The 23,638-nt window shown below is 38.2% G+C and carries 21 protein-coding genes; 4 read left to right on the forward strand and 17 right to left on the reverse strand.

Going from position 1 to position 23,638, the window contains the following annotated elements:
- Positions 1-6 precede the first annotated feature (6 nt).
- The 15 genes from tssG to tagH all read right to left on the reverse strand — a co-directional run bounded on the left by tssG (position 7) and on the right by tagH (position 18,406).
- The gene (tssG, locus tag ABZP26_RS18260; RefSeq protein WP_033102982.1) at positions 7-996 is read right to left on the reverse strand and encodes a type VI secretion system baseplate subunit TssG; all 990 of its coding nucleotides are present in this window, start codon (positions 994-996) and stop codon (positions 7-9) included.
- Positions 993-2,819: a type VI secretion system baseplate subunit TssF gene (tssF, locus tag ABZP26_RS18265; RefSeq protein WP_368485632.1), complete on the reverse strand. Its 1,827-nt coding sequence runs from the start codon at positions 2,817-2,819 to the stop codon at positions 993-995. The genes tssG and tssF overlap by 4 nt, the downstream gene beginning before the upstream one ends.
- Complete coding sequence (gene tssE, locus ABZP26_RS18270) at positions 2,816-3,301, reverse strand: type VI secretion system baseplate subunit TssE (RefSeq protein ID WP_013462969.1); 486 nt, start codon at positions 3,299-3,301, stop codon at positions 2,816-2,818. Before tssE ends, tssF begins: the two co-directional genes overlap by 4 nt.
- Positions 3,302-3,316: 15 nt before the next feature.
- Positions 3,317-4,096, reverse strand: a complete 780-nt coding sequence (locus tag ABZP26_RS18275) for a type VI secretion system accessory protein TagJ (protein WP_368485633.1) — start codon at positions 4,094-4,096, stop codon at positions 3,317-3,319.
- 2 nt (positions 4,097-4,098) lie between these two features.
- Positions 4,099-5,625 carry a type VI secretion system contractile sheath large subunit gene (gene tssC / locus ABZP26_RS18280; protein ID WP_028834236.1) on the reverse strand — a complete coding sequence of 509 codons (1,527 nt, stop codon included), beginning with the start codon at positions 5,623-5,625 and terminating at the stop codon, positions 4,099-4,101.
- A 36-nt stretch (positions 5,626-5,661) separates the two neighbouring features.
- Positions 5,662-7,152: a type VI secretion system contractile sheath large subunit gene (gene tssC / locus ABZP26_RS18285; RefSeq protein WP_013462966.1), complete on the reverse strand. Its 1,491-nt coding sequence runs from the start codon at positions 7,150-7,152 to the stop codon at positions 5,662-5,664.
- On the reverse strand, positions 7,149-7,652 hold the full coding sequence (gene tssB, locus ABZP26_RS18290) for a type VI secretion system contractile sheath small subunit (protein WP_010389380.1): 504 nt from the start codon (positions 7,650-7,652) through the stop codon (positions 7,149-7,151). The genes tssC (ABZP26_RS18285) and tssB overlap by 4 nt, the downstream gene beginning before the upstream one ends.
- Before the next feature lie 15 nt (positions 7,653-7,667).
- The gene (tssA, locus tag ABZP26_RS18295; RefSeq protein WP_024602746.1) at positions 7,668-8,783 is read right to left on the reverse strand and encodes a type VI secretion system protein TssA; all 1,116 of its coding nucleotides are present in this window, start codon (positions 8,781-8,783) and stop codon (positions 7,668-7,670) included.
- A gap of 203 nt (positions 8,784-8,986) precedes the next feature.
- Complete coding sequence (locus ABZP26_RS18300) at positions 8,987-9,784, reverse strand: PP2C family serine/threonine-protein phosphatase (protein WP_368485634.1); 798 nt, start codon at positions 9,782-9,784, stop codon at positions 8,987-8,989.
- The gene (gene tagF, locus ABZP26_RS18305) at positions 9,777-10,505 is read right to left on the reverse strand and encodes a type VI secretion system-associated protein TagF (RefSeq protein WP_024602748.1); all 729 of its coding nucleotides are present in this window, start codon (positions 10,503-10,505) and stop codon (positions 9,777-9,779) included. Before tagF ends, ABZP26_RS18300 begins: the two co-directional genes overlap by 8 nt.
- Complete coding sequence (gene tssM, locus ABZP26_RS18310; RefSeq protein ID WP_058155789.1) at positions 10,487-13,996, reverse strand: type VI secretion system membrane subunit TssM; 3,510 nt, start codon at positions 13,994-13,996, stop codon at positions 10,487-10,489. Before tssM ends, tagF begins: the two co-directional genes overlap by 19 nt.
- A gap of 10 nt (positions 13,997-14,006) precedes the next feature.
- Positions 14,007-15,287 (reverse strand): type VI secretion system protein TssL, long form, encoded by a 1,281-nt coding sequence (tssL, locus tag ABZP26_RS18315; RefSeq protein ID WP_013462961.1) that lies wholly within the window; start codon positions 15,285-15,287, stop codon positions 14,007-14,009.
- A gap of 23 nt (positions 15,288-15,310) precedes the next feature.
- Positions 15,311-16,639: a type VI secretion system baseplate subunit TssK gene (gene tssK / locus ABZP26_RS18320; RefSeq protein WP_368485635.1), complete on the reverse strand. Its 1,329-nt coding sequence runs from the start codon at positions 16,637-16,639 to the stop codon at positions 15,311-15,313.
- Positions 16,640-16,654: 15 nt separating this feature from the next.
- Positions 16,655-17,119 carry a type VI secretion system lipoprotein TssJ gene (gene tssJ, locus ABZP26_RS18325; RefSeq protein ID WP_013462959.1) on the reverse strand — a complete coding sequence of 155 codons (465 nt, stop codon included), beginning with the start codon at positions 17,117-17,119 and terminating at the stop codon, positions 16,655-16,657.
- A gap of 15 nt (positions 17,120-17,134) precedes the next feature.
- Entirely contained in the window at positions 17,135-18,406 is a 1,272-nt protein-coding gene (tagH, locus tag ABZP26_RS18330) for a type VI secretion system-associated FHA domain protein TagH (RefSeq protein WP_368485636.1), read from the reverse strand.
- A gap of 393 nt (positions 18,407-18,799) precedes the next feature.
- Between tagH and ABZP26_RS18335 the strand changes: the two genes are divergently transcribed.
- Both ABZP26_RS18335 and ABZP26_RS18340 read left to right on the forward strand, forming a co-directional pair.
- Positions 18,800-20,773 carry a serine/threonine-protein kinase gene (locus ABZP26_RS18335; RefSeq protein WP_013462957.1) on the forward strand — a complete coding sequence of 658 codons (1,974 nt, stop codon included), beginning with the start codon at positions 18,800-18,802 and terminating at the stop codon, positions 20,771-20,773.
- 176 nt (positions 20,774-20,949) lie between these two features.
- Positions 20,950-21,294 carry a PEGA domain-containing protein gene (locus tag ABZP26_RS18340; RefSeq protein ID WP_028834242.1) on the forward strand — a complete coding sequence of 115 codons (345 nt, stop codon included), beginning with the start codon at positions 20,950-20,952 and terminating at the stop codon, positions 21,292-21,294.
- 47 nt (positions 21,295-21,341) lie between these two features.
- Here the strand turns inward: ABZP26_RS18340 and ABZP26_RS18345 are convergent, their stop codons facing one another.
- The gene (locus tag ABZP26_RS18345; protein ID WP_036955235.1) at positions 21,342-21,707 is read right to left on the reverse strand and encodes a DUF1294 domain-containing protein; all 366 of its coding nucleotides are present in this window, start codon (positions 21,705-21,707) and stop codon (positions 21,342-21,344) included.
- A 51-nt stretch (positions 21,708-21,758) separates the two neighbouring features.
- Between ABZP26_RS18345 and ABZP26_RS18350 the strand changes: the two genes are divergently transcribed.
- Positions 21,759-22,289, forward strand: coding sequence for a hypothetical protein (locus tag ABZP26_RS18350; protein WP_013462954.1), 531 nt, complete (start codon positions 21,759-21,761; stop codon positions 22,287-22,289).
- A 104-nt stretch (positions 22,290-22,393) separates the two neighbouring features.
- On the opposite strand, the gene ABZP26_RS18355 is transcribed toward ABZP26_RS18350, so the two are convergent.
- The gene (locus ABZP26_RS18355; RefSeq protein WP_033102987.1) at positions 22,394-22,936 is read right to left on the reverse strand and encodes a carboxymuconolactone decarboxylase family protein; all 543 of its coding nucleotides are present in this window, start codon (positions 22,934-22,936) and stop codon (positions 22,394-22,396) included.
- A gap of 113 nt (positions 22,937-23,049) precedes the next feature.
- Here ABZP26_RS18355 and ABZP26_RS18360 point away from each other — a divergent pair, with 113 nt between their 5' ends.
- Positions 23,050-23,637: a TetR/AcrR family transcriptional regulator gene (locus ABZP26_RS18360; protein WP_013462952.1), complete on the forward strand. Its 588-nt coding sequence runs from the start codon at positions 23,050-23,052 to the stop codon at positions 23,635-23,637.
- Position 23,638 lies beyond the last annotated feature (1 nt).

The raw sequence follows: 23,638 nt of genomic DNA on the forward strand, positions 1-23,638 counted from the left end.
TTTTAATTATCCTTTAAACGATAACTTAATAGGGTTAAATTTAGGGGTGTTTTTACTCGCCATTAAAAAGCTATTAGCGCCAAGTTGGCATTCCCGTTTAGACAACTGCACCGCATCAAGTTGTTGAAAATCTGATTCGATGATAAGTCGAAATGAAATCGCATTGCCCGCATAATCTTTTACAATCTTTGTAGCTAGCTCAAATAACTTGCCTTTCGGTAACAAGGATTTTGCTTTATCAATATCAGTAGTGCTGATATGAATCTCAATATTAGAAGAAATATCCCATATCTTTTTACCTATTACGGTATCAACGCCTAAGCGAGCATGTTGTCCCTCATATAGGCGCTCACTTGCTAAACAAGTTTGTTCTTGTGGTTTCAGATCATGCCACTTTCCTACCATTTGTTTGATGACAACATCACAACCAAGGTAAGAGCTCAATACACTTTTTAAATCAAAAGCGTTACGAATTTTTCGGCTATAAAGGCCTGAAAAGTGCAACTGATGATCATTGTAGCCGCCACTTAAAAGTCCCAATATTTGTGTATATGGGTCTTTGTTTTTATCTTTGTTCACATGATTTAAAGACGGCTTATATTTTTTCCACGCTCGATAATATAAAGACACCAAACGATGATTAAACATATCGTAAAAGTCACGCATGGTGGTATCTTTATAGCGAAGACGCTGCATCACCAGCTCGCTGTAAAATTGAGGTAAAGCGCCCGAGCAACCCGTTAAGCCCATAAAAGAGATCTGCATGTTGACTTTATGTAACCCGTCTTCAAAGCTAGCTTGCTCTAATTTTGTTATTGCATTGCCTGGATAACCAAACTTTTGTGTTGCAGTAAATTTAATTAACTCTTGCTTTGGGCTACTGTCATACCCTACATAGCGATATTCTAAGCCATGCTTTTTAAGCTGGTTTTCAATAATGAAAACAGCTTTATAAAAGTCAACTTGTGACGCTTGAGAAATAATATGCTGGATCATATTAACGGGCTTTCCCCGACTCGAGCAGGCCATTGATAATACACTTGCTCTTGTTCTTTGAGCCTTAAACTGACTCGCGTGAAACTATTGATTGCCGCAAATTGTGCAAAGAAATGATCGAGGATAGAAGCAAAGAAAAACATACCACTTCCCGAAAAATCATCATTGGCAAAGGTAATTTCAATTTCGCTTCCCGTTGCAAAGCTTACCCGCCCTTTTTGTACAACACGCGCCGTTGCTGGTTCTACAATCACGCGGTAAATATTATCGATAAGGCCTTTTGTTTGCGGTGAAGCTCTAAAGTCATACAGCCGTAAAACCTCTTTAAGCTTGCTACACGCATCATCACCACTAAAAGTATCAAGGGTTAAATGATTTACTAATTGCCAACGGGTTGCATCGGCTAATATCGGTCTAACGGCATGAGTAAATGGGATTAAACAACGTATTTTTTTAATTACATCGCCACGTTCAGGCATTAAAAGCCCGAGTTCATCATCCCCAAAAGGCATGCTAGCAGGAAGATTTCGATTACTACAGTTAGCGCGAACAGTGAGTACCGTATTGCCTTCAGCATAATCCATAGCGCTATTTTCAAATCGTGCATCTACCAACGACAAAAACGATTCCGTACCTGACTCAACATAGCCACCGGCCCATGAGGCGGTTTCTCTGCGGATGTGCCAAAATAAATCATCATGGCCTTGGTATCGTGGATGAGTCTGCCCATAAAAAGGACACACTATTTGTTTGTTCCCTTTGTGATCAAACGCAATAACTTCTGAGATACCAATCACCTCTGAGATTTCAGAGTCCATATAGCGTGGTGTTAATTGGTATTCGTATTCACTCAGCTCAGGGCGAATCGGTTCTAATTCTTGCTCAAACATATTAATAATGGGCGTACATCCCATTAAAAACATATTTTTGTCTACTTGCTTTTCAAGCTCGGTTGACTCTGAATCAAGATAAATATACACACTGCATTTGTTAGACTTTTTAGGCAGTGATGAACGAATATTTTCAAGTTCAACAAAACGAAACTTTTCTGGAAAGGTAAAGTTTTCCACCAGTAAGCGATAACCAGCACTTGAGCGCTGCGAATACGGCACCACCGCTTCATTTGCATCAAAGCCTACGGCTTTTAACTGGTTTTTAGAAAGGTACTTTATGCCCTCTTCACCATTGTCAAAAGCAATGCCTATACAATGTTTAAAAAGTAACTCGTAAACTTTAAGCGTATGATGCCATTGCCCATTTATAAATAATCTAAGTTTCTCAAGTCCTGTTTCAGCTAATGACACTCCGGGGTATTCACCCGTTAATTCAAGTTTAAAAATTGACTTAGCTTTTTCATGCCAACGAGGCTTAGGAGCAACAAACGGACTGTTATCAAATTGAGCACTCGTGACTTCAACCGGCCATAAATAGGTTTCGTAACAGGTTTGAAACTTACATTGCTTCATTGACTCAACATTGGTTTCTACTTCACTGCCTCTTGGAATGACCACGCCCGTGGTGGACAGATTTTCAGCTTCTAATTTTACTACCGACATTGAAGGGATAGGCGCTTGATAGTCTGGCAGCATTTGTCCCAATAGAGCATCAGTTAGTTCAGGAAAGCTGTCATCTAGTTTTTGCCTAATATTTGCAGTTAAAAATGCGAACGATTCGATTAGCCTAGATACATGAGGGTCTTCAATATGGTCATCACTTAACTTTAATCGCCCTGCAACTTTAGGGTACTTTTCAGAAAAGTCTTTACCCATGTGGCGAACAAACGCTAGTTCGCGATTGTAGTACTTCAATAACTCATCGTTCATAAAGAGGCCTCAATAATCTTCATACCTAAATTAACCGGCTCAACTTCAGAATCAAAGCTGATAAATTCAGGTTCTGGATCGGCATACAACAAGGCGTTAATCCTTAGGTTTAATACTCTGTTCACGGGTACTTCATCATCGGTAAACACTTCTACTTCAATAAACCGTGGTTCAAATTTTAAAATTGTATTTCTTACGGTTTCGCATAAAAGTGCACGCCCTTCGTGAGAGCTTACAGACATACTTGAAAAATCAGGCAAACCATATGATAAACACGAAGTCGACAACTCAGCATATTGTGATGGCCAGGTATGCCACTGAATTCGAGCATTTAGCAGCGCTTCTATGTCTCTACGCACATTTTTTCTCAGCTCACTAATGCTGATCCCCTCAGTACGAGAAGGCGCATCTTGAAAGTCAGGCTCATCGTCAATGAGCCTATCTAAAATAGATGCTTGGAGTTGCTGCTTATGTTCAATCATAATCGTTTATTGCGCTTACTCTGCTATTTCAACGGCGTTGATTTTTAGACTTGGAATAGTGATTGCTTCATCGTTGACAAATAACATTTTCATTCCTTTACCTACAATAAATTCATCTTGTAGCTCATCCCAATCAGAAACCTGACCTAACTTTTCAAGCTCAGTATTTGAGTTTGCATAGACCAGCGGTAAGTGTGCAGTACCTGACGGACCGTCTTTGATAGTGATCTCAACGCGTAACCAAATGCTCTCTAATAAAGACGCTACAGGTTCTACTTTTAATGTTTCAATTTCATTAAAGTTTGCAAGGTAAAACTCGCCATTCGTGCCTAGCACTTCTAAATATGGGCTTAAGCTATCATCTAAATCTCTAATTGCTGAATGCTCATCATCAACACTTTCAAGACGAAGTGCTTCCATTTGTTTTGCAAGGATTGCCGCTTCAGATGTTTCGCCTTCAAGTAAGGCTACGTGCATTTTTAAGAACAGGGTGTCTAGCTCATTAGCTTCATGAAATAGTTTAGGAATGCCCTTACCTTGATAAAAATCTACACGCGATTGTTGTGCGCGAATTAAATGCCTAAGGTTAACCGCTCCTACCGCAAATTCTGGGTTCTTTTGCACCATAAAATCAAGCTGTTTATCTGCTTTTTCAAGTTCACCGTTAATGCAAAGTAATTCAGAATAAAGACTTCTAATATCAAAATTTAAAGGCTCATCTTGCAACTCTGTAGCGCAACATAATAAAGCATCAGCAAGTTTTCCCTCGCGAATTAAACTGTGTATTTTTTTCATTACTATTCCTTTATTTTATGATGAGGACTGAGCTCTGTTATTAACTTAATACTCGAGACCATTTGGTCTAACTGAAAATGGGGCTGTAACTGCAAAACCGAAAAGTAATGACCCGGATTAGCCTTGTTTTCACTTACTTTTATTTTTGCATTACTGAGTGGGTATTTACTTCTAATGTGCTCAGACGCAGAGTCTGACGCGGTTGTGTAGTTATTGATCCACGCCTGTAAATCTCTTTCACACGCTTGAGCCGTACTGTAAGAGCCTACACGGTCTCGGGCCAATAATTTTAAATAGTGCGCAAAGCGCGATACACATAAAATGTATTGCAACATAGACGATAAGCGCGCATTGATATTAGCAGCGCTTGAGTCGTAATTTTTTGTCTTTTGAACCGACGCATTACTGTAAAAAACAATATGTTCGGTATTTGTGACCGAAGAGGCTGGGATAAAACCGAGTTCAGAAAATTGCTTTTCAAACTTACTGGTTACTAACAAATCCAGTGGCGGCTTAGCTTCTTTTTGATAAGTATCATTAGCAAAACTATCGCGAGCTAGCCCTGTGACTAACCCTTTTGACACTTTTCCTGGCTCTATACCACGTATATGCCCAAACCAGCCGCTATCGCAGTAAGCTCTGATTATTGTTGATACAAATTGATAGGCTGCATTCCCCCACAGCATATCTGTTTCTGGATTAATAATTTGTTCTTTGAAATAGAATTCTTGATGGCGCTTACCGTCATTAGCATAAGGCGGCCTAACTAGCACATGAGGGAGTGTAAAACCCATGAATCTAGCTTCTTCCATTTTTCTAAAGCTTTGCCATTTTATATATTCAGGCTGCTCAAAGTGATTAAATAAATCAGAGTAATAACCTAAATCTGAAAAGCTATCAGCGCCAAATAAGTTAGCCGATGCCGAACATATAAAAGGAGAAAATGCGGCGGCAGCCGTTCTTGACACTTCTTTAATCGTATCTATATCGTTATAAATAGTGCCCGCTGAGCAACCATTACTAATTTCATAATCACCAATCACAATACCAAAGGGCTCGCCGCCGGCACTGTCAAATTCGTTTTGATAGAGTAATTGAAAAAACGTACTTTGATCGAAATCTATCGCTTTATTTACGTCTTTTGAGAGCGTTGGCCAGTCACAATTAAGCAATTTAACTTTTACTTTTTTTTCTTTGTCTTGTTGCTCTGTTTGTAATAATAGCCACCATAGATTTCGCCAACTAGCTTCTAAATTTTGAAAGCTTTTCGCATGAATTATATGATTGAGTTGTGCAGAAATCAGTTGATCGAGTTCAATGATCACACGCTGTAAATAAGGACTCAATGACTCCTTATTCCAAGAAAGTGGAGAATCAGAAGAGCCTTCAAGCCATAATAATAACGCTTTATCTAGGTTTTTTTCGTTTAAAAACCTATCGAGTAAAGCGTCATTATCACTTATTCTAGACTGCGACTTTTGTTGAAAAGTGAAGTCTTGATTGATAAATGAAAACTCTTCGTGATTCATTCTATTGCATCATCCTTAATGCAGAGAGCGGTTTTATTAACCGATCTCTGGGATTTTAGCTACAAGGCGTAAAGAAGAGGTAAGCTCTTCCATTTGTAACCAAGGTTTAAGCCAAGCAACAGCGTTATAGGCACCAGGTTGTCCAGGGATCTCTTTTACAGATACTTTCGCATCAGCAAGAGGGTAACGTGCTCTAATATCTTGACCACCGCCCTCTGTCGCATTTACATAAGACAGAATCCAACGGTTTAACCATGATTCAACGTCTTCGGCTTCCATAAAGCTACCAATTTTATCGCGCGCCATTACTTTAAGGTAATGAGCAAAACGAGAAGTCGCCATTAAGTAAGGTAAGCGTGCTGAAATGGCAGCATTAGCGGTTGCATCAGGTGTTGAGTAGATTTTTGGTTTTTGACAGCTTTGGCCACCAAAGAAAACAGCATAATCAGTGTTTTTATAGTGACATAAAGGCAAGAAACCTAACTGGCTTAGCTCGGCCTCACGACGGTCTGTTATGCCAATTTCTGTTGGACATTTAAGATCTGGATCGCCATCATCACTTGTAAATATGTGCGTTGGTAAGCCTTCTACTTTACCACCACCCTCTGCGCCACGAATAGCAGTACAGAAACCATATTGAGAGAAAGCAGCGGTCATGTTTGTTGCCATAGCGTATGCGGCATTACTCCAACAATAATCACTATTATCAGTACTAACTGAACGGCCATCTTTCGCTTCAACTTCAAACTCTTCGTAGTTAAATTCTTCAACTGGTTTTGACGCTGCACCATAAGGTAAACGCGAAAGGAAACGCGGCATAGTAAGTGATACAAAGCGTGAATCATCGCTGTCTCTAAATGAACGCCATTTAGTGTATTCTAGTGATTCAAACACTTTTTCTAAATCACGTGGCTTAGTTAATTCTTCCCAATTATCAAAGCCAAATAACGACGGTGATGATGCGGCAATAAATGGACAGAAACCAGCGGCTGCAACATTAGACATTAAGCTTAATGTTTCAACATCTTCTGGGTGATTCGTAAATTCAAAGTCACCTACAATCGTGCCATACGGTTCACCACCTGGGGTACCAAATTCTGACTCGTAAATTTTCTTGAAGGTTTGGCTTTGATCAAACTCAACAGCTTTACTTAAGTCTTTATGCAGCTCTTTCTTTTTCATGTTTAAAACACGAATTTTTAATGTTGAGCTAGTTTCAGAATTCATAACTAAGTGATGTAATCCGCGCCATGAGCCTTCAAGTTTTTGAAACTCATCCGTGTGCATTACGACACTTAACTGCTTTGAGATTTTTTGATCGATTAATTGAATTGCTTCATTAAACGTCACAGTCATGTTTTTGTTCCATTGAACTGTGCCTTTTAATGCTTCTTCAGTTAACGTTTTCAGTAACTCTTCAGCACGGCTTGACTCTGTTTGTTTAGTCGCACCGATTGCTTGCTCTAAAAGTGAAGAACTAACTTCTGCTACCGATTCTGATTCTGTTGCTAATTGTTCAGTGCTCATTTATCAGTCTCCTCTAAGTTAAGTTCTTTCGCCATCGAGTCTAAGCTTGCTGTGTTGCTTAATACTTCTTCTAGTACGTTTTCAAGTTCTTCTGAGCGGTCAATCTTCGTCATCAAGTCACGAAGCTTGTTACGCGTTTCCATCAATTTGCGTAACGGCTCTACTTGATTTACAACGGCTGCAGGCTCGAAATCGTCAATCGATTTGAAGTTCAAATTAACTTCAAACTGAGAACCATCATCCGTTAATGTGTTGTCTACTTTTAAACGTAGAGATGGGCTCATACGCTTTAAAACATCATTAAAGTTATCACGATCAATTTGAATAAAACGTCTATCTTTTAGTGGCTTAAGCGCTTCTGTATTATCACCAGAAAAATCGCCCATTACACCCACTACAAAGGGTAATTCTTTTTTTACTGCCGCGCCCTCGGTTTCCACATCATAAGTGATATGTACTCTAGGTTTACGAACTCGTTTTAACTTATCATGGATACTCATTGAGAACTCCTTTTACTATGTTTCAGTTTCGCTGATCTTAATGCCAGACAACTTAAAGTATCCAGTCCTAGCATCACTATCTGTAATTAACTCATTTAATAACTCAGGTAGCGATAATTCGCTCCATCGAATAACTTGTTCTATCGTGTAAGACATCGGTGAATGAGGCTCAGTCTTTCTGAAAAAAGTCGCAATTTCTTGAAGTTTTTTTATTGCGTTTTCTCTTGAATTAATCTCATCACTGCTAAGCTTTTTAGGTTGCTCTGAATCAGCTTGAATCGCATCCTCAACAAGTTCCTCTTCAGGCTCAGCGTTAGCTTTATCTAGTGCAGTTTGCGCTGCTTCAAGCTTATCTGCTGCTACGTGTTTTACCGCCGCTAAGCTCACTTCTAATGCTTGTTTGATGTTAGACGTCGGTTGTGGCTCACCTGTCACCTCATCCATAACTTCGCTCAAGGCAGCAAACTGCTCTATCGCATCTTCAATATCGTTTTTTAAAGACACAAAAAATTCGGTACTGGTCTCAGCGGCACTTTTTTCTAATTGCTCAAAATCAACTGCGCCTTGGGCTATTTTCTTTTCGCGCTTTTCATCATTTAAACGCGAAATATCATACCCTTGCTGATACTCCCAAAAAGAAAAAGGATCCATACTGACACTGTCTGTCATATAAATGCTTTTTATTGGGATGATTAACGTGCCTTCACCGGCTGTACCATTTAAGCCAACTAAGGCAGACACTTTGTCTGAAATTTCATCACCGTCATCAAGTGTTGGATAAAGGGATTCAAAATGGTGTTCAAGCAAATACTTGGCAACGCGAAAACCAAACGCTATTCCTTTAAACCCGTGAACGCGGCATAAACCTTCAATTAGCCATGCAAGGTATTCAATATCCTTGCTTTCGCTTTTAACTGCCTCACTGCATTGTTCAAGTAATGGCAGCCAATCTCGCGAAAGTGAAGCAATTCCCTCTTCATCGACTAAGGCATTTCTTTCAGCCGCACGAAGTTGGTTTCTTAAATCTTTTAAGGCATAGTAAGTAGACGTTGGAGAGACGTCTGAGCGCGGATCAATACCTGCAAACTCAGCATCTGAAATAGGGGAAATATACTCTTCAAATAAAAACATTCCATTGTCCTAAATATTATCCATGTGCTCTAAGAAGCAAAGCGGAAATTATATTACATTCTTTAAATTAAATTACAAGCCTTGACGCTATTATGCCGATAAGCTGGCTAATGTTATTTTATAAATAATTGAAATAACAGTTTTTTTGTTCCTGATTTATTTACAACTTTTTTTCTTGATTATACTAAAACAGGCTTAATCAGCTACTTAGTGAACAATGGAATCGTTGCCTCATCTTGCAAATTGCAAGATTGTATCGATAGATTGGCATCCACATCATCATATTTTACTAAAATACAGGTCACGTTATCTTTGGCTCCTCTGACTAACGAAGAATGCATTAACGCCATTCCTGAATCAATAATACTAGAGGGCTCTAATGACAAACATATTTCTTCATCTGATAACTCGCCAGTAAGACCATCTGAGCACAGTAAAAATATATCGCCTGTGTTTATATCCCCTTCAACAACATCAACTTTTACTTCATCCATTACCCCTACGGCACGGGTAATTACATTAGATAGTGGATGATTTTTAGCTTCTTCAACAGAAATCATTCCTTCATCTATTAAGTCGTTAACTTGGCTATGATCTCTAGAAACTTGAGTCAACTTACTATTGCGCAACAAATAAGCTCTGCTATCGCCAACCCATAAAATGTAATAGCGCTCATTTTTAACAAACAAAGCTGTCACCGTGCTGCCCGCTGTTTTGTTGCTTAAGTATTGCGCGCTATATTCAGTTAATTGTTTATTTGCATCTTCAATGGCTTTAACAATGTCACTGACGTTTAAATCTTCTAGTTTAAACTTTTCAACATGGGTTCTTATAACATCAACAACTAATTGGCTGGCAACTTCACCCGCTTCATGTCCTCCCATACCATCAGCTACTACCCATAAATTATGGCTGTTAATTTCTACATGCGCGTCTTCGTTAAGTTGCCTAACAGCACCTCGGTGGGTAATGGCATAACTTGAGCTTAAATTATTAATCACTATTTTTTACCTGTGTAAAATTCCATTCCCAATGTTTCCATCGTCCATCTAGCATAGCGGCCACTTGATTTACAGGCGGTAGAGCCGAAGTGATCAACACCATAGGCTTAATATTGCATGAGCCATGAGTCCACCAAACACTGTAATCACCATACTTTTTATATAAAATGGCATGCATGGCATCTTGTAAAATGTGATCACTTAATTCGGTACCAGAAAACTCCAATGCTGTAGCCTGTTTATTCTTATCTAGCGAGTTTGCAAAACTAACTTGCTTTTTAGTTGAAGTAATTTCGCTCAAAGTATTAGCTAACTCTTTGCGCCAAGAAAATAAATCAACGGAGCCATCAAGTACTTTGAGTACTGCATCTTCGTACTCCAACGAAAAAACACCAGAATGAAGTACATCGACAGGAGCAATATGTGTTGTTCGCGTTACCGTGAGAGGATAATGCCTCCCCACAGCATCCATACTTGGCAATAACGTGCCCATAACGCCAGTATCACCCACAATATTTGGGCTTAAGGCAAAATGCCAAACGGGACCTGTTAAATAGTTTTCTTGCCAAACATCACCAAGCTGTTCTTTACTTACAGCAATGGCAGCCTGAAGCCATTGCTCCCAATGCTCTGAAAACTCTTTAGTAACATTATCTTGAACAAAGTCGCCTAAACAAGGGACTTTGCCAAGATAACCAATATCTACAATCGGGTCGGACATGAGAACTTCTCTACACTGCTATTCCAAAAAGGATGCCTGATTGAACTCGGCAATAATTCTACTTTTGCATTGTTACCCATTAGTGAGAAATGCAGCTCTAAGTCTTCTCGCGTTTTACTTCGCTTTTCACTCAGTTCATCTAACATTCTGTATAGTGACCACTCACCTTGGTAGGTGGTGTTAATTGAACGCCCACCATTTGGTGGAGTAAACACCACTCGAGTTTTGCTTTGACCACTTGCACCAGGCCAAACAAAATTGGTCACCTTAAGCGGACCATGACGATAAATCATAGATTGGCCATCAATTTCAATCATGAAGCTTGAGACCGTTTTGTCTAATTTAAAGGTACGCAAGCCAAACTCAATTCTTGGAGTATTACTACCACGGTCAAAAAATGCGGTTTGAATTTTGTAAGCATGCTCGAACATTTTTAACGTGTTGTTGCTAATACCAATATCTTTTTCAAACTTCCAAGGGGTTGAGCTCATGTCCACACTCGGGGCTACGTAGCTATTGAAAAAGTTGTCTATGGTGCCATTAGGACCAAAGAAGCGGGTAAAGTCTTTAATGCTGACTTCTTTTTCAGCCTGCGGAGCAAATGGGTAACGGCCCACAATCGCCGCGTTATACTCGCGTAAAACTTTACTTTTCCAAATTTCATTTAGATGCCTGTTAGCACTATTTTTGGTTATGTTGCTAGTATCTCTACTAATATCCAGTAACCAACTATTAAATGGATAAGGTAAGTCGCTGCTTTGATACTCTAATTGGCGAATAAAGCTAGGTTTACTCTTACCGCTTATTTGATCTTTAATGGAGTACTTAAGCTGATCGCCTCTATCAAGCTTGGTTAAATAAATATTTAACTCTCTTAAATTTTTCTGAATATTATCAAGTTGCTGAACATCAATATCAATAATATCTTCAAAGGCTTCTTCTACTTGGTAACCTGGTAGATCAATTTCAAATTTTGGAGCTTCATCAGGTAAAAAGCGCTTAATTCGATTTGCTTTAGTTTGCATAGCGACTTTAGCAGCATTGGCTGCCACATCACCGGCTACTTTTTGATTTTCAGATACTGGTAGTTTAGTAAGCTGAACATTCTTTTTCACCGCATTAATGATATTTTTAATCGGCGCTTCAGAGCCTGCTAATACATCAGTAATATTGACGCCTTCAGCGGGTGAGCTGTATTGATTAAGACTCAAGTCATCTAAAAATGACTGCCAATAATAAATATAATCTTGGAAATAGCGCTGCTCTAGTTTCTTCTCTATCTCCGCTTTAGAAATATCGTAAGTTCCTGAGGCTTCTTGCCCGTAAACCCAGCTACTAGCCATTAAGTTACCAAGCATTTTTCCTTTTTCAATATTAAAAATGCCATGAAAACCATTAAAAGTGTATAACCCTGGAATGCTTCGCGTTAAGTCGCCGTTATTACGAAAAGTAAACTTTTGTGCACTTTCAAAGCTAATAATATCGGTTAGTCTGAAAGGCGGAATACTACTATCAAGAAAATCAGCTTGAAGACGCTGGTATGCTCTTTCCGCAATCGGTAGTTTAGTTAACTCTGCACGTGCAACTCGCACAGCTTGGTTATCTATTTCGGTTTGCGTGATTCCCTCATTGAGTAAAGCTGAAATATGATTCATTAACTCACCACGCGTTTGCATATTCAAATCACCGGGTAAGTTTCTGTCTAAATAAGCACTGAACCACACCACAATATCTTCACTTTCAAAGTATTCAGGTTTAAACAACATTAAGTAACACTTTAGCGTTTCATATAAATAGCTTAAGTGTTCTGGATGCGCTTCCATTTCCTTAATTAAAGTATTAGCAACAAATGGCTCTAAATACGTTTGTAAAGAACGCTTGTAAGCATTAGTAGAAGATTCTTTAATTTCGGTTAACTTATTAAAACCAACTGATGAAGCATCCTCAGGGTTAATGAGCTCAGGGTTAGTAGCAGGTAGATTTCTCAGTGCATTTAGTCTGTCGTTCAACACCAATAAATTATTTCTATCAAACGAAGAGGCATCGAGCTCTTGGTAAGTAGTAATTGCCTCATCGGTGGCGTCTATTAAGTTGCTATTCCATGCAAAACTAAAGTACCACGAAACTGAAAAACCTAATAAAGCAACACACGCAGCTGAAATACTTGCAACGCGAAGCCATTTATTTTGCTTATCATGATGTTTGTTAGTGCTTGCTAAGTTTTGCTCAGGAAAAATAACACTTTCTAAAACATTCTTAATAAAGAAACTTTTAGATTGATTTATGTAATCTGTTTTCCCTGCGCTCGCATCATTTAAAAAGCTTGACGGTGTCCCTTCTTGCGTCGCACTGGTTAAGTACACCCCTCTGAACATGGGTAATTCTTCATAGGCATTGGGGGTGAAAATTTCTTTTAAAAAGTCATCACCTACGCCCTGCAATACCCGTAACTGTCGAGGGAATTCAAAAATCTTGGCACGAATAGCTTCATTTCGCTCATTGATAAGCCGACGATTTAACATCTCTGTAAGCTTAGAAATTAAAGCATGGAACTCTTTATTGAACGCATCTACCTGAGTATCTTTATCTAAATCAAGTTCAAAGGTAATTCCCCAAACCTGCTCACATTCTTCTTCAGTTAGCTCAGCAAAAAACTCTCTAAAGCCTTCAATTAAATCAACTTTAGAAAAAATAACATAAACAGGAAATGTCATCCCTAGTTGGTTTTGTAATTCTTGAAGACGCTGTTTTATAGCACGAGCATGTAGGTTTCGCTCAGTTTTGGTCTGGCTCATTAGCTCAGAAATACCCATGCTGATCATCACGCCATTAATAGGACGTAACGGACGATGCTTTCTTAATAACCCTAAAAAACCTTCCCATGCTCTTGAGTCATGTTTTGCGTGGCTACTTTGTGTTGTGTAACGCCCTGCGGTATCAATTAATACCGCTTTATTGGTAAACCACCAGTCACAATTACGCGTACCGCCTACACCATGAACTAAGTCAACGCCTAGCTTATCTTTTAATGGATAATCGAGGCCTGAGTTATGAATAACCGTTGTTTTACCTGCACCCGGAGGGCCAATCATAATATACCAAGGTAACTGGTATATATTTTTACCTTTAAATAGCTTTACATCTTTTAGTAGATCTATAGCTTCATTCATTCTCGTTTTAAGAGTAGTAATTTCTTCGTTTACTTCACTACTATTAGCATCATTGTTATCAATTAACTCATCTGCCATTTTTTCATCGCGCTTATTTTGCTGCATAAGACGATAAATTTTGGTCACTGAAAAAACTAATAATACCAATAAAATAGTTAATAATCGTGATGCTACACCTGCAAGCGGTACATAGTCTGCCACTGCGATTAAAGGGCCACCAAACCAAATTAATAATGATAAGGCTAAAAAGCCGATAATTAATATAGCGGTTCGTGATGTTAGTGCGTAGGTTATTTTTTTAAATTTTTGTGAGAAACTCATTGCAGCCTCATTAAAATAATAGATCGATTTCAATTCGTCGGTTTAATGACCGAGAAGCTGAATCTGAATTGCTGGCGATAGGCTCTGCAGCGCCCTTTCCTTCTGGCCATAAACGACCGCTTAAGTTGGTACTTTTAGCCATTAAATTAGCAACCTGTGTTGCTCTGGCTAAAGAAAGATGCCAATTAGAAGGATACTTATCTGTACTAATTGGTAAGTCATCTGTGTGGCCCGTTATAAGCACTCGCCCTTTAGTTCCCTCTAAGCTTAACGCTAACTTTTCTAAAATAGGCTGAAATGATGGAAGTAGTTGAGAATCCCCTTGTTTAAACAAATTTTCACTGTTTATCGTTATGCGGATCCCATCGGAATTTTTTGCAACAGCAACAATCCCCATTTTAATTTCTGTTTGCAGTAACTGTTCAAGTACACGCAGCTGCTGATCTTTTTTATCAACCGTTTGATTAACAGCTAACGGATGAATGCCCGCTAGTTTTTCATTAATCGCAAAAACATCGTTATTTAGCTTCATATTTATTGATAGATAAATCATCAATAATATCAGCCCCAGCACAGAAAATATGACCCACAGTGGCACTTGATTTCTTAGTTCAACACCTGCAGCAACTCTTTGTTGCCAGTTTGGAGATAGTTTATTATTAATCGGGCCATCAAGCTGATTGAGTAAATGATAAAGCTGTGAACGATACTCTTCGACTTTTGTATCGCCGCCGGCATCTAATCGATATTTCCCTTTAAAGCCTAAGTTTAAACAGTGGTATTGCAACTCCAAAAACTGTTTGTTTTTTTCAGGTTGCCCTAACCCGGCATCAAGTAGAGTATAAAAATATTCACCACCAAAGGTTTCTTTGTGAAAAGTCGACAGCAGACTTTCATCAGCCCACTCCATTGAGCTCCACTTTGAATTCAATACAGACTCATCAAGAATAGCGCATAGGCAATAGCGTGAATTATTAATCACTTCTTTTGATAGGTGCTGGTTACGGACTTCCACTTCAAAACGCTTTATAGCCTCAACACAGCGGTGTTTGAGCGCTGCTAGATTGCTCATTTCAAGCGATTGATTTATGGATATCACAAGAGAAAAGCAATCTGTTGCCGCTTCTAACAAGGGATTTTTAAAAATTGATACCTTATTATTGCTCATCGGCTTTGCAGAGGGTGGCTCAACCGACATAACGGTTTTATCAGCATCATTTTGCGCTGCACCACTGCTTGGGGTATTTCGCCCTAGTCGGCCAGGGCGTGGTTTTATAATGGTTTCGTCCATTGAAACTCTTCCTTTTTAAAAAGTTAAGTTCTAATAGCCCAAAGGCTTAATTGGAGTTCTGGGTAACTTCCTGAGAGGTGGATAGCAATTCCTCCGCTGGAGCGCAGTTTTTCCCAATGTTCACCATGGCGATTTAATTCAAAATAATGAAAACCAGCATGGTAAGGGATCTGTCTTGGCGCTGTTGGCAAGTTACTAATTGTAATACCTGGGATCTGGTTGTTAACAAGATCACGAATGGTTTCAACGCTGCCAATTTTAATTTGCGAAGGTAGAATTTTTCTCAACTCTTCATGCGGAACGCTTGCTTTAATTGCTAAAACAAACTGCGCTGAATTTAAAATAGATTTATCTTTTAAGGCACCAAACGAAATACCAAACTTACTTTGTTCAAGCTTAATTTCAGTCGCGGTTTGCTCAATTACATGGCTTAATGATTGGTATAAAAAGTTAACCACTTCACTAAACACTTGCCCTAAATTTGTGTGATCATAATTAGGTAATTTAGGCACTCTTTTATTAGCCGTGCTAAAGGTTGATAACTCACCTGCCAGTTCAATTAAGCGGCTATAAAACACGTTCGGATGTAAACTATTAACGCTGAGCAAATTATTAAATATCGCGTCATATTTATTTAGTGTTTGCAGCATTATAAAATCTGCAACTGACGTACTACCCGCATAACCTTGGCACAACCTAGCAGCAATGCTTTCAGCGCGTTGCTTTATCATTGAGCCAATTTCTCTCACTAGCCCCGATAAAGGTTTACACTGCCCTACTTTTAAAGAGGGAGGAATGTACTTTGCATCTAACTTTATTTGCCCTTCGCTGCTCACATCCACTATTCGTGCTAAAGGCAACACGATATACCCTGAATGATCATCAGAAGACAGCATCAACTTACTGTATACTTTTGCAACTTGAATTATTTCTTGAGACTGCGCTCCCAATAAGTCATCACTCACTGCCAAATCGTTAAGCTTATAGCGAGTAACCATATTATCGTCAGTTGACGATATATTAACGCCACTATTTTTTAGCGCAGGAATAGCCAAATAAACAACTTCGTCAAACACATCTTTATTAACCACTAAAGGCTCAGGTAAAGAGGTTGACTGAGGCATATCAATTGGCAGTAGATCCGGGGTAATTGCAGTTAATGAATCCACAGCGAATTGACCACTGTTAAGTAATTCATTATCAATACTAATATCTATTATTCCCCATGGATCAGCAAGGTTTCCAATGCATACTTGCTTAATCACATTTGAAATATATTTATCTGATTGCTGAAAGTGCTGAGGTCTTAAAAACATCCCCTCAGTCCAAGCAACACGAGTGTTATCACTCATTTTAAAAATCCTTTTTTATTGCTCTCTCATGTATGTAGCAATCGCTTCTACATTTACATTTATGTCGTCATAACCGGTGGGGTCAACTTCAATAACCGCTCTCCACCTTGCTTGGTCTATATTTCTGTAAGCAACAACAACCCCAACATAACGAGTATTACGATTAAGGCTCATTTTATATTGCTGTACTGAATCAGGCTGAAGCTCTAACTCATCCTTTTTTAATAAATCAGGGCCTAATATCTTTTCTGGCGTATCGTATAAACTAAAAAAATCCTGCGTGTCAAAAATTGTTCTTGAGCTCAACTCAAAAATTTTCATCACCACCGGAGAAGGGCGTTCTGATGTATCCGGATTAACATTTTTAGATACATTGATGATCAGATCTGTAGAAGGAGGTACGATTTTATTCATCGTAGTACATCCCAGTACCAAAAATAGTAAACTAAAACTCATTAAATAGAGCTTAACTTTATGCATTATTTACTTTCCTTTCTAGAGCGTTTCTTTGATTCGATCGTTATATGCTTTTAAAAAATCATCAGACATAGCCATAGCGCCTTTCGCGTTAACTTCCTGAGAAATATCATCATATAAACTTTGATATAACTTCCAGCATTTAGACTCTATTTGGCCTGGAATAATTTTTAACACGTTAGAATTATCGTTTGCCTGTTGATTAATTTGCACGGGAGAAACTTGCGATAACATCCCTTTGAGCACGCCATCTGCACCAGCGAGCAGTGCTTGCTCGTGCTTGCGTGTATCTACAAAGCTTTCTTTAATAGATTCATTCGAAGACAGAAAGCTTGCACTATTTTTTATGAACAAGTTCTGAATAACATCATCAATATTGGCAGAAAACTTCAATGGGTTGTTCTGTTCGGTCTGAAACATTGTATGGTTCAGTCTTAATTTGTTCTTTACAATCGCGCGTTGGCGTAAAGATTCCATGAGCTCTGTCAGTAATAAACTTAAGCCCTGCCCCATCTCAAACCACAGCTTTTCATTATCTAGGGCACTTTTAAGCTCATCCTTAATCCCCAATCCGTTTAAAAAGGCATCACAAAACACTTTATCATTTTGAGTAAAGCTTTTTACAGGCGCTGTTTGTTTTACAGCTTGCTGCTCAGCATTATAACGTTTAGTCGGTGCGCTTTCTTTTATTGGAGCTGGAGTGTCAACTGGCGCTGAAGAATTCACTTCGTCATTACCAAGATCAAACTCATCGGTATTCATAAGGCGAGTTAGTTCATCCCAATCTTCTGGAATATGATTATCCACTGTTGCTTGTTGTGAAATTACAGATACCGCAGGCATAGACTCATTCATAATTGAATCATTGAATAACGGCGCAGACTCTGCAGTTTGACTGCTATGTGAAGCAAATGTATTTGCTTGTTGAGAACTGTTTGAAGTAATAGGATTACTAATATCTGCGTGTGGCTCATCAGCTAAACTAACATCAACCTGAAAATCACCAATAGTTAAGACATCACTATCTGACAAACGTTGTTTATTACCTTGACCTAAAGGCGCCACTGCAAAATTAATAAACAAACCATTGGTTGAATTATCGTATATATAAAAAGAATCGCCTTCTTTTTCAATTCTACCGTGCTTACTGGAGATAATTTTTTCAGGATCGGGGAGATGCCAATCGCATCCCTCAGAACGGCCAAAAGTGAGTGAATCTTTTACCGTTTTGGTAGCTTCGATTTCAGGCGAAAGTCTGTGATAACTAGTGATGTTTAGTATCAGTTCCATTTGATAAGTCAGTCCCTATATCATTATTGTGAACAGGATAAAGTAGAAGCGAAACTATTGTCAACATTGAAATTAACACAGGAAAATGTCGCATTGTAGATTTTGTCTCTAAAACAATACGCCCTATATACTCATCGACGGCGTTTGTTACTTTTCTTTTTAATGCTTTTTAACTAGGCCAAAAATAAACACTTTAGAGACATCTTCTGGCTTTAAACCGACTTTTTCAATTCACTATAAAGCGAGTTCACCGGCAACAATATGCTATTCAGGCATTGCTATAATTGTATATTTTTGTAAAATACATGCTTATATCAGAGGGAAAATTGATAGGTAAGTAGAGATTATTTACCTTTATAATTATTTAACTAAACACAATAAAAGGATTTTTTAATGAGCAATATTAATGATAACAACGATAAAACTCAGATTGCTTCTCTAGACTCCAGCACAAAAAAAACATCAAGCATCCATAAACAAAACCTCCTCGGCAAAAAGATATCCGATCGCTACCTAATTGAAGAGCTCATCGGGCAAGGTGGAATGTGTTACATATATCGTGCGCGAGATACCTTTTTAGAAAACAGCGGTCGCTCTGAAGCATCGGTCGCTATAAAAGTGCTCCAAGAAGAATTTTCCAACTCTGAAGAAGCTATTTCATTATTGAAAGATGAAACAGCAAAAACACAACAACTTGCTCACCCTAGTATTGTAAAAGTGTACTCAGCAGACTCTGATGGCGATTTATATTATGTCACTATGGAGCTCATTGAGGGAGAAACTCTAGAACAAATTATTAAGCGAAATAAACCATCAGGTTTAGCGTTTAAAAAAGCGAAAATTATTTTAGAGCAATTAACTGACGCCCTTATATATGCCCACTCACGTGGCGTAATACATAATGATCTTAAGCCTTCGAATATTATTTTTGACTCTAATGGTAACCTCAAAGTGCTTGATTTTGGTATTGCTAAACACAAAAGTTTGGACGACCAATATGCTGTTAAAAACGAAAGTGAGTTTGCAACCATTGGTGGTTATACTCCAACGTATGCTAGCCCTGAGCAGCTAAAAGGCGGCGAAGCATCCATTAAAGATGATGTATTTTCATTTGCCTGTATTGCTTATGAGCTTCTAAGCAGTAAGCACCCATTTAACCGCATTGCTGCAGATAAAGTTCCTAAAAATACTACTGTAAAAAAACCAAGTAATTGCCCTCTCCTTTTATGGAAAAATTTACATAAAGCATTATCTTTAAGCGCCAGCCAAAGACTCGATTCACTAGAACAAATTTCAAAAACGCTAAAAGTAAACTTAAAACCCGCTATTTTTGCCAGTGTGGCTAGTGTGGCAATTATTGCCTTAATCACTCAAAATTATTTTTCAAGCTCAGATAATACCAAGCAATTACAGGCACAACTTGATAACGCCAAGGCAATCAACCAACAAGTGGAAGCATGGATGTCTTGGCAAGGCCCTACTATTTTAAACAAGCTAGAACAAATTCCGCCACAGTATGAGGTGCTTAAACAAGGATTACTCAGATCAAATCAGCAAAGTATATTAGATAGCTTTAATGATGAAGCAAGCCAGTTTAATAATATTGCGGGCCGTAAATTTAAAGATTTTGATAAAATAATAGCGGTCTATTCTAATGCACTGAACTACTATCCCGATTCAGAAAAACTTTCGATGCAATTAGAAAGTGTATTGAGAGAGCGCCAATCAATTATTTTTGATATTACCGCGAGAATAGATTTATTACTCGAACAATCACGCTACAACGAAGACCAGCCCAATAGTATTGCTCATCTCGTTAAAGATCTAAAAGAAGTAGATAAAACTTACCGTTATCAACCAACAGATCTGCATCTTGATAACTTTACTGTTGCGTTAAACACAGCCATAGAAAGCGATGATGTCATCTCACAAAAAGTACTTTTAAATGTGGGTAAAATTGTATTTTCAAATAACAAAAAAGCAGAAGAGCTTCTTGCAAATTTAATGAAGCGTGAGTCTGCAATTAATGCACTAACCGCATACCAACAAAAGATTAATTTAGGCGAACAAGCCGAGTTTCCTCGTGCCGATGCGGTCATTTTTTATGGTCCAAAGTTTCAACGCTTTTCTGCACAATTAGAAACTATTGAAGATCATAAAGCTTTAATGGAATTTGAAGAGTTTATTAAATCCGAATCGACAGCACTACCCAACGATTTTTCTCTTTTAGTATCGCTTAGAAAAGAATTATCGAGACGTTACATTAGTACAGCGAACGATTTAATGAAAAAAAGAATGTATAAAGCAGCTGAACGTTTGGTTGAAAAAAGTGAGGCCATCACGCAATCGTTAGACAATATGCTTTAAACAACTCTTATTTATTGCTCAAAAATAACACAGATATAATTGAATATAGATTAGTTAGCTATTAGACTAACCCAAAATATACATAATAAAGTCAAGGACGACGAGTGCATTTTCATCATCATACACTCCGCCAAGATTTTAAAATATTTAGACTTTTTATAATTAATGGAGTACCTATGAAAAATTTAAGCTTATTAGCTGCAGCCGTTATACTTACGGGTTGTTCGACAACTTCTAGTGTAAACAAAACAGAGGAAGTAGTTATTGAGCCAACGCCTCAAGTTAGCGAAGAGAATGCGCCAATATCACTGACTGTTATTACTAACCCTGCTGACTCTAGAGTACGTATTATGAATATAGTGCCTGTATATCAAGACGCTATTGAACTAGATGCAGGTAAATATGATATCGAAGTAAGTAAAGCAGGTTATGTGACTTATAGGAAATGGGTAACGGTTGACAAAAAAACCATCTTAACTATTGAGCTAGATGAAAAGCAGCTAAGCCAGTCTGCGCAATAAGCGAATGATCAATTTAAAATGCCTTTATTACGCTCAATAAAGGCATTTTAAATACGGTAATAGGCAAACCACGCGTAACTAATTACACTAATATTAACCACAATACATACCCATAGCACTGCAATAAAGACTCGCTTTTGTGACTTATGTCGTAAACTTTGCTGCGCAATAAGTGCACCGGGCCATCCTCCAAATAAAGCCAATAGATGTAAGTGTCGTTCAGGTATACGACTCACCTTTTTATGGTTTGATTGTACCGCTTTTCGCTTATCCCATGCGTAATATACAAATGTAATACAGCTGATCGATGAAACATATATGGGTAAGTACATTTCAACTTCATTATTTAAGTAAGCTAACCAAAATAAGGCTATAAACAAGCTGGAAAATATAATTAAGCTACTTTTTATCAAAAAATAATCGCCTATAATGAAGATAATTAAAAGAAACACCAAGGTTAAATTATGACATATTTAAAGGCTTCGATGCTGCTGTTTTCACTATGTATATTCAGTATTCAAGCAAATAATAAAACGGATTTACTAGAGCCTGAGCTTGCGGTATTCACTCCTTACTTAGGTACTTGGCAAGCTGATTTTCATATAGATAAAAACCCGCTTCCAACCCAAGATGTGACCAAATGGGAGCGCACTTTAAATGGTAAAGCCATTCGCACTACGCATTCTATAAATGAAGGTGAGTATGGGGGCGAATCAATGATTTTCTATGATCGCAAAAAACAGTCATTAGTATTTTATTATTTTACTACGGCTGGCTTTTATACCAAAGGAGTCATGAAAGTGTTGAGCCCAACACAATTTGTTGCTTATGAAGACGTCACTGGCAGCCAAGAGGGCATCACTAAAGTTAAATCAACTAGTGAATTCAAAGATGAGCAATTTGTTGTTTCCACCAGTTATTTAAAAAAAGGTGAATGGACTAAGCCGCAAATTCGCACCTACCATCGCAGCAATAAAGAAGTAAAGTTTAAATAAGTTTTACTTATTGCCTTGTAATACCTAAAAACGTATTAGTACTTTAAAAAACAGTGTTCTAGCCATTAATAATTACGATTTTGAACTAGAACACTGATCTTAAGTTACTTTATAAATTTTTTAAACGCATTATCAACAGGCGTATCTGCAAGATGGTTGGTGTAATTACTCATCACCTTTTGCGCAAGACCCAACACAATTTCAAGAAGCTGTTGTTTTGTATACCCTGCTGCAAAAAACTTTTCCTGCTGTGACTGACTTAACACACCACGTTCTCGTGTCATTTCAAGCGTTGTCTCACGAAGTGTCTCAAGTTTAGGATCAGCAAGCGGGGTTTTATTGACTAATGCATCCACAATATTCTCATCAACCTTCATGGCAGCCGCTATACCACTGTGTGCTGGCACACAATAATGGCACTCGTGCTCAACATTAATTGATTGCCAAACAACCGTTAACTCTTGTGCATTAAACGATGTTTTTTGAAATAACTCATGCAGTACTTGATAACCCTTTAGCAATGTTGGTGCCTCAGCCATCACAGCATGAAGATTAGGCAACATTCCAAAAGCGGCGACAGAGTCTGTTAATAAAGGTTTTGCCTCTGCTGATGCATTTTCTTGCGTGTATAAGGTAAATTCAGCCATAGTTTGCTCCTATATAATAAATAGTATTAAGTCGTGTTGAGAAACATATTATTTGATTTTGAGCGGTCGCTCAAGTTAAAATTGAACAGTCGCTCAAATTAATAGAAACTATTATGGCCAATAAAATTAAATTTGAACGTGAACATGTTGTTCGCGTGGCAAGTCAGCTGTTCTGGGAGAAAGGCTTTCATGCTACTTCTACCCGCGATTTACAGGAAGCTATAAATATGCGCCCAGGAAGTATTTACTCTGCATTTGGCTCTAAAGAGGGGTTATACAGCGAATCCTTAAAAGACTACACCGTACAGATGAAAAGCCAAATTGAGGGCTTTATAGCAAACTCTGATTCGATTTTAGGTGGTTTGCGGGCATTTGTTGAAAATGTAATTATTAAAACCAAGGACTGCAGTCCAAGTGCTATTTGTATGTTAGTAAAAGCAAATACCGAATTTGCTGAAAAAGACACGGCTTTAAGTGAGTTAAGCGCAGGATTACTGACTAAATTTGAATCTTATTTAACCACATTGTTTACCCGCGCTATTGAAAATGGTGAGCTAAGCGGTGATTTAACTGCAACTGCATACGCACAATTTTTCCAAGTGCAATTTACAGGATTACGAGGTTACTTTAATCGCCCTGCAGTCGAGCATTTGGCGATGCCGATGATCAACCAAATGTTTGTACTAATCAAAAAACTGTAAT

Source organism: Pseudoalteromonas sp. SD03, from assembly GCF_040937955.1.
In the GTDB taxonomy this organism is placed as follows: Bacteria; Pseudomonadota; Gammaproteobacteria; order Enterobacterales; family Alteromonadaceae; genus Pseudoalteromonas; species Pseudoalteromonas tetraodonis.

Bases quoted from the DNA above. Each gene is read 5' to 3' on its own strand.
- tssC (WP_028834236.1), bottom strand. From the start codon at position 5,625: ATGAATCACGAAGAGTTTTCATTTATCAATCAAGACTTCACTTTTCAA.
- tssM (WP_058155789.1), bottom strand. From the start codon at position 13,996: ATGAGTTTCTCACAAAAATTTAAAAAAATAACCTACGCACTAACATCA.
- tssJ (WP_013462959.1), bottom strand. From the start codon at position 17,119: ATGCATAAAGTTAAGCTCTATTTAATGAGTTTTAGTTTACTATTTTTG.
- tssG (WP_033102982.1), bottom strand. From the start codon at position 996: ATGATCCAGCATATTATTTCTCAAGCGTCACAAGTTGACTTTTATAAA.
- tssA (WP_024602746.1), bottom strand. From the start codon at position 8,783: ATGTTTTTATTTGAAGAGTATATTTCCCCTATTTCAGATGCTGAGTTT.
- ABZP26_RS18355 (WP_033102987.1), bottom strand. From the start codon at position 22,936: ATGGCTGAATTTACCTTATACACGCAAGAAAATGCATCAGCAGAGGCA.
- tagH (WP_368485636.1), bottom strand. From the start codon at position 18,406: ATGGAACTGATACTAAACATCACTAGTTATCACAGACTTTCGCCTGAA.
- ABZP26_RS18360 (WP_013462952.1), top strand. From the start codon at position 23,050: ATGGCCAATAAAATTAAATTTGAACGTGAACATGTTGTTCGCGTGGCA.
- tssE (WP_013462969.1), bottom strand. From the start codon at position 3,301: ATGATTGAACATAAGCAGCAACTCCAAGCATCTATTTTAGATAGGCTC.
- ABZP26_RS18340 (WP_028834242.1), top strand. From the start codon at position 20,950: ATGAAAAATTTAAGCTTATTAGCTGCAGCCGTTATACTTACGGGTTGT.
- tssF (WP_368485632.1), bottom strand. From the start codon at position 2,819: ATGAACGATGAGTTATTGAAGTACTACAATCGCGAACTAGCGTTTGTT.
- tssC (WP_013462966.1), bottom strand. From the start codon at position 7,152: ATGAGCACTGAACAATTAGCAACAGAATCAGAATCGGTAGCAGAAGTT.
- ABZP26_RS18275 (WP_368485633.1), bottom strand. From the start codon at position 4,096: ATGAAAAAAATACACAGTTTAATTCGCGAGGGAAAACTTGCTGATGCT.
- tssB (WP_010389380.1), bottom strand. From the start codon at position 7,652: ATGAGTATCCATGATAAGTTAAAACGAGTTCGTAAACCTAGAGTACAT.
- ABZP26_RS18350 (WP_013462954.1), top strand. From the start codon at position 21,759: ATGACATATTTAAAGGCTTCGATGCTGCTGTTTTCACTATGTATATTC.
- tssK (WP_368485635.1), bottom strand. From the start codon at position 16,639: ATGAGTGATAACACTCGTGTTGCTTGGACTGAGGGGATGTTTTTAAGA.
- tagF (WP_024602748.1), bottom strand. From the start codon at position 10,505: ATGTCCGACCCGATTGTAGATATTGGTTATCTTGGCAAAGTCCCTTGT.
- ABZP26_RS18335 (WP_013462957.1), top strand. From the start codon at position 18,800: ATGAGCAATATTAATGATAACAACGATAAAACTCAGATTGCTTCTCTA.
- tssL (WP_013462961.1), bottom strand. From the start codon at position 15,287: ATGGACGAAACCATTATAAAACCACGCCCTGGCCGACTAGGGCGAAAT.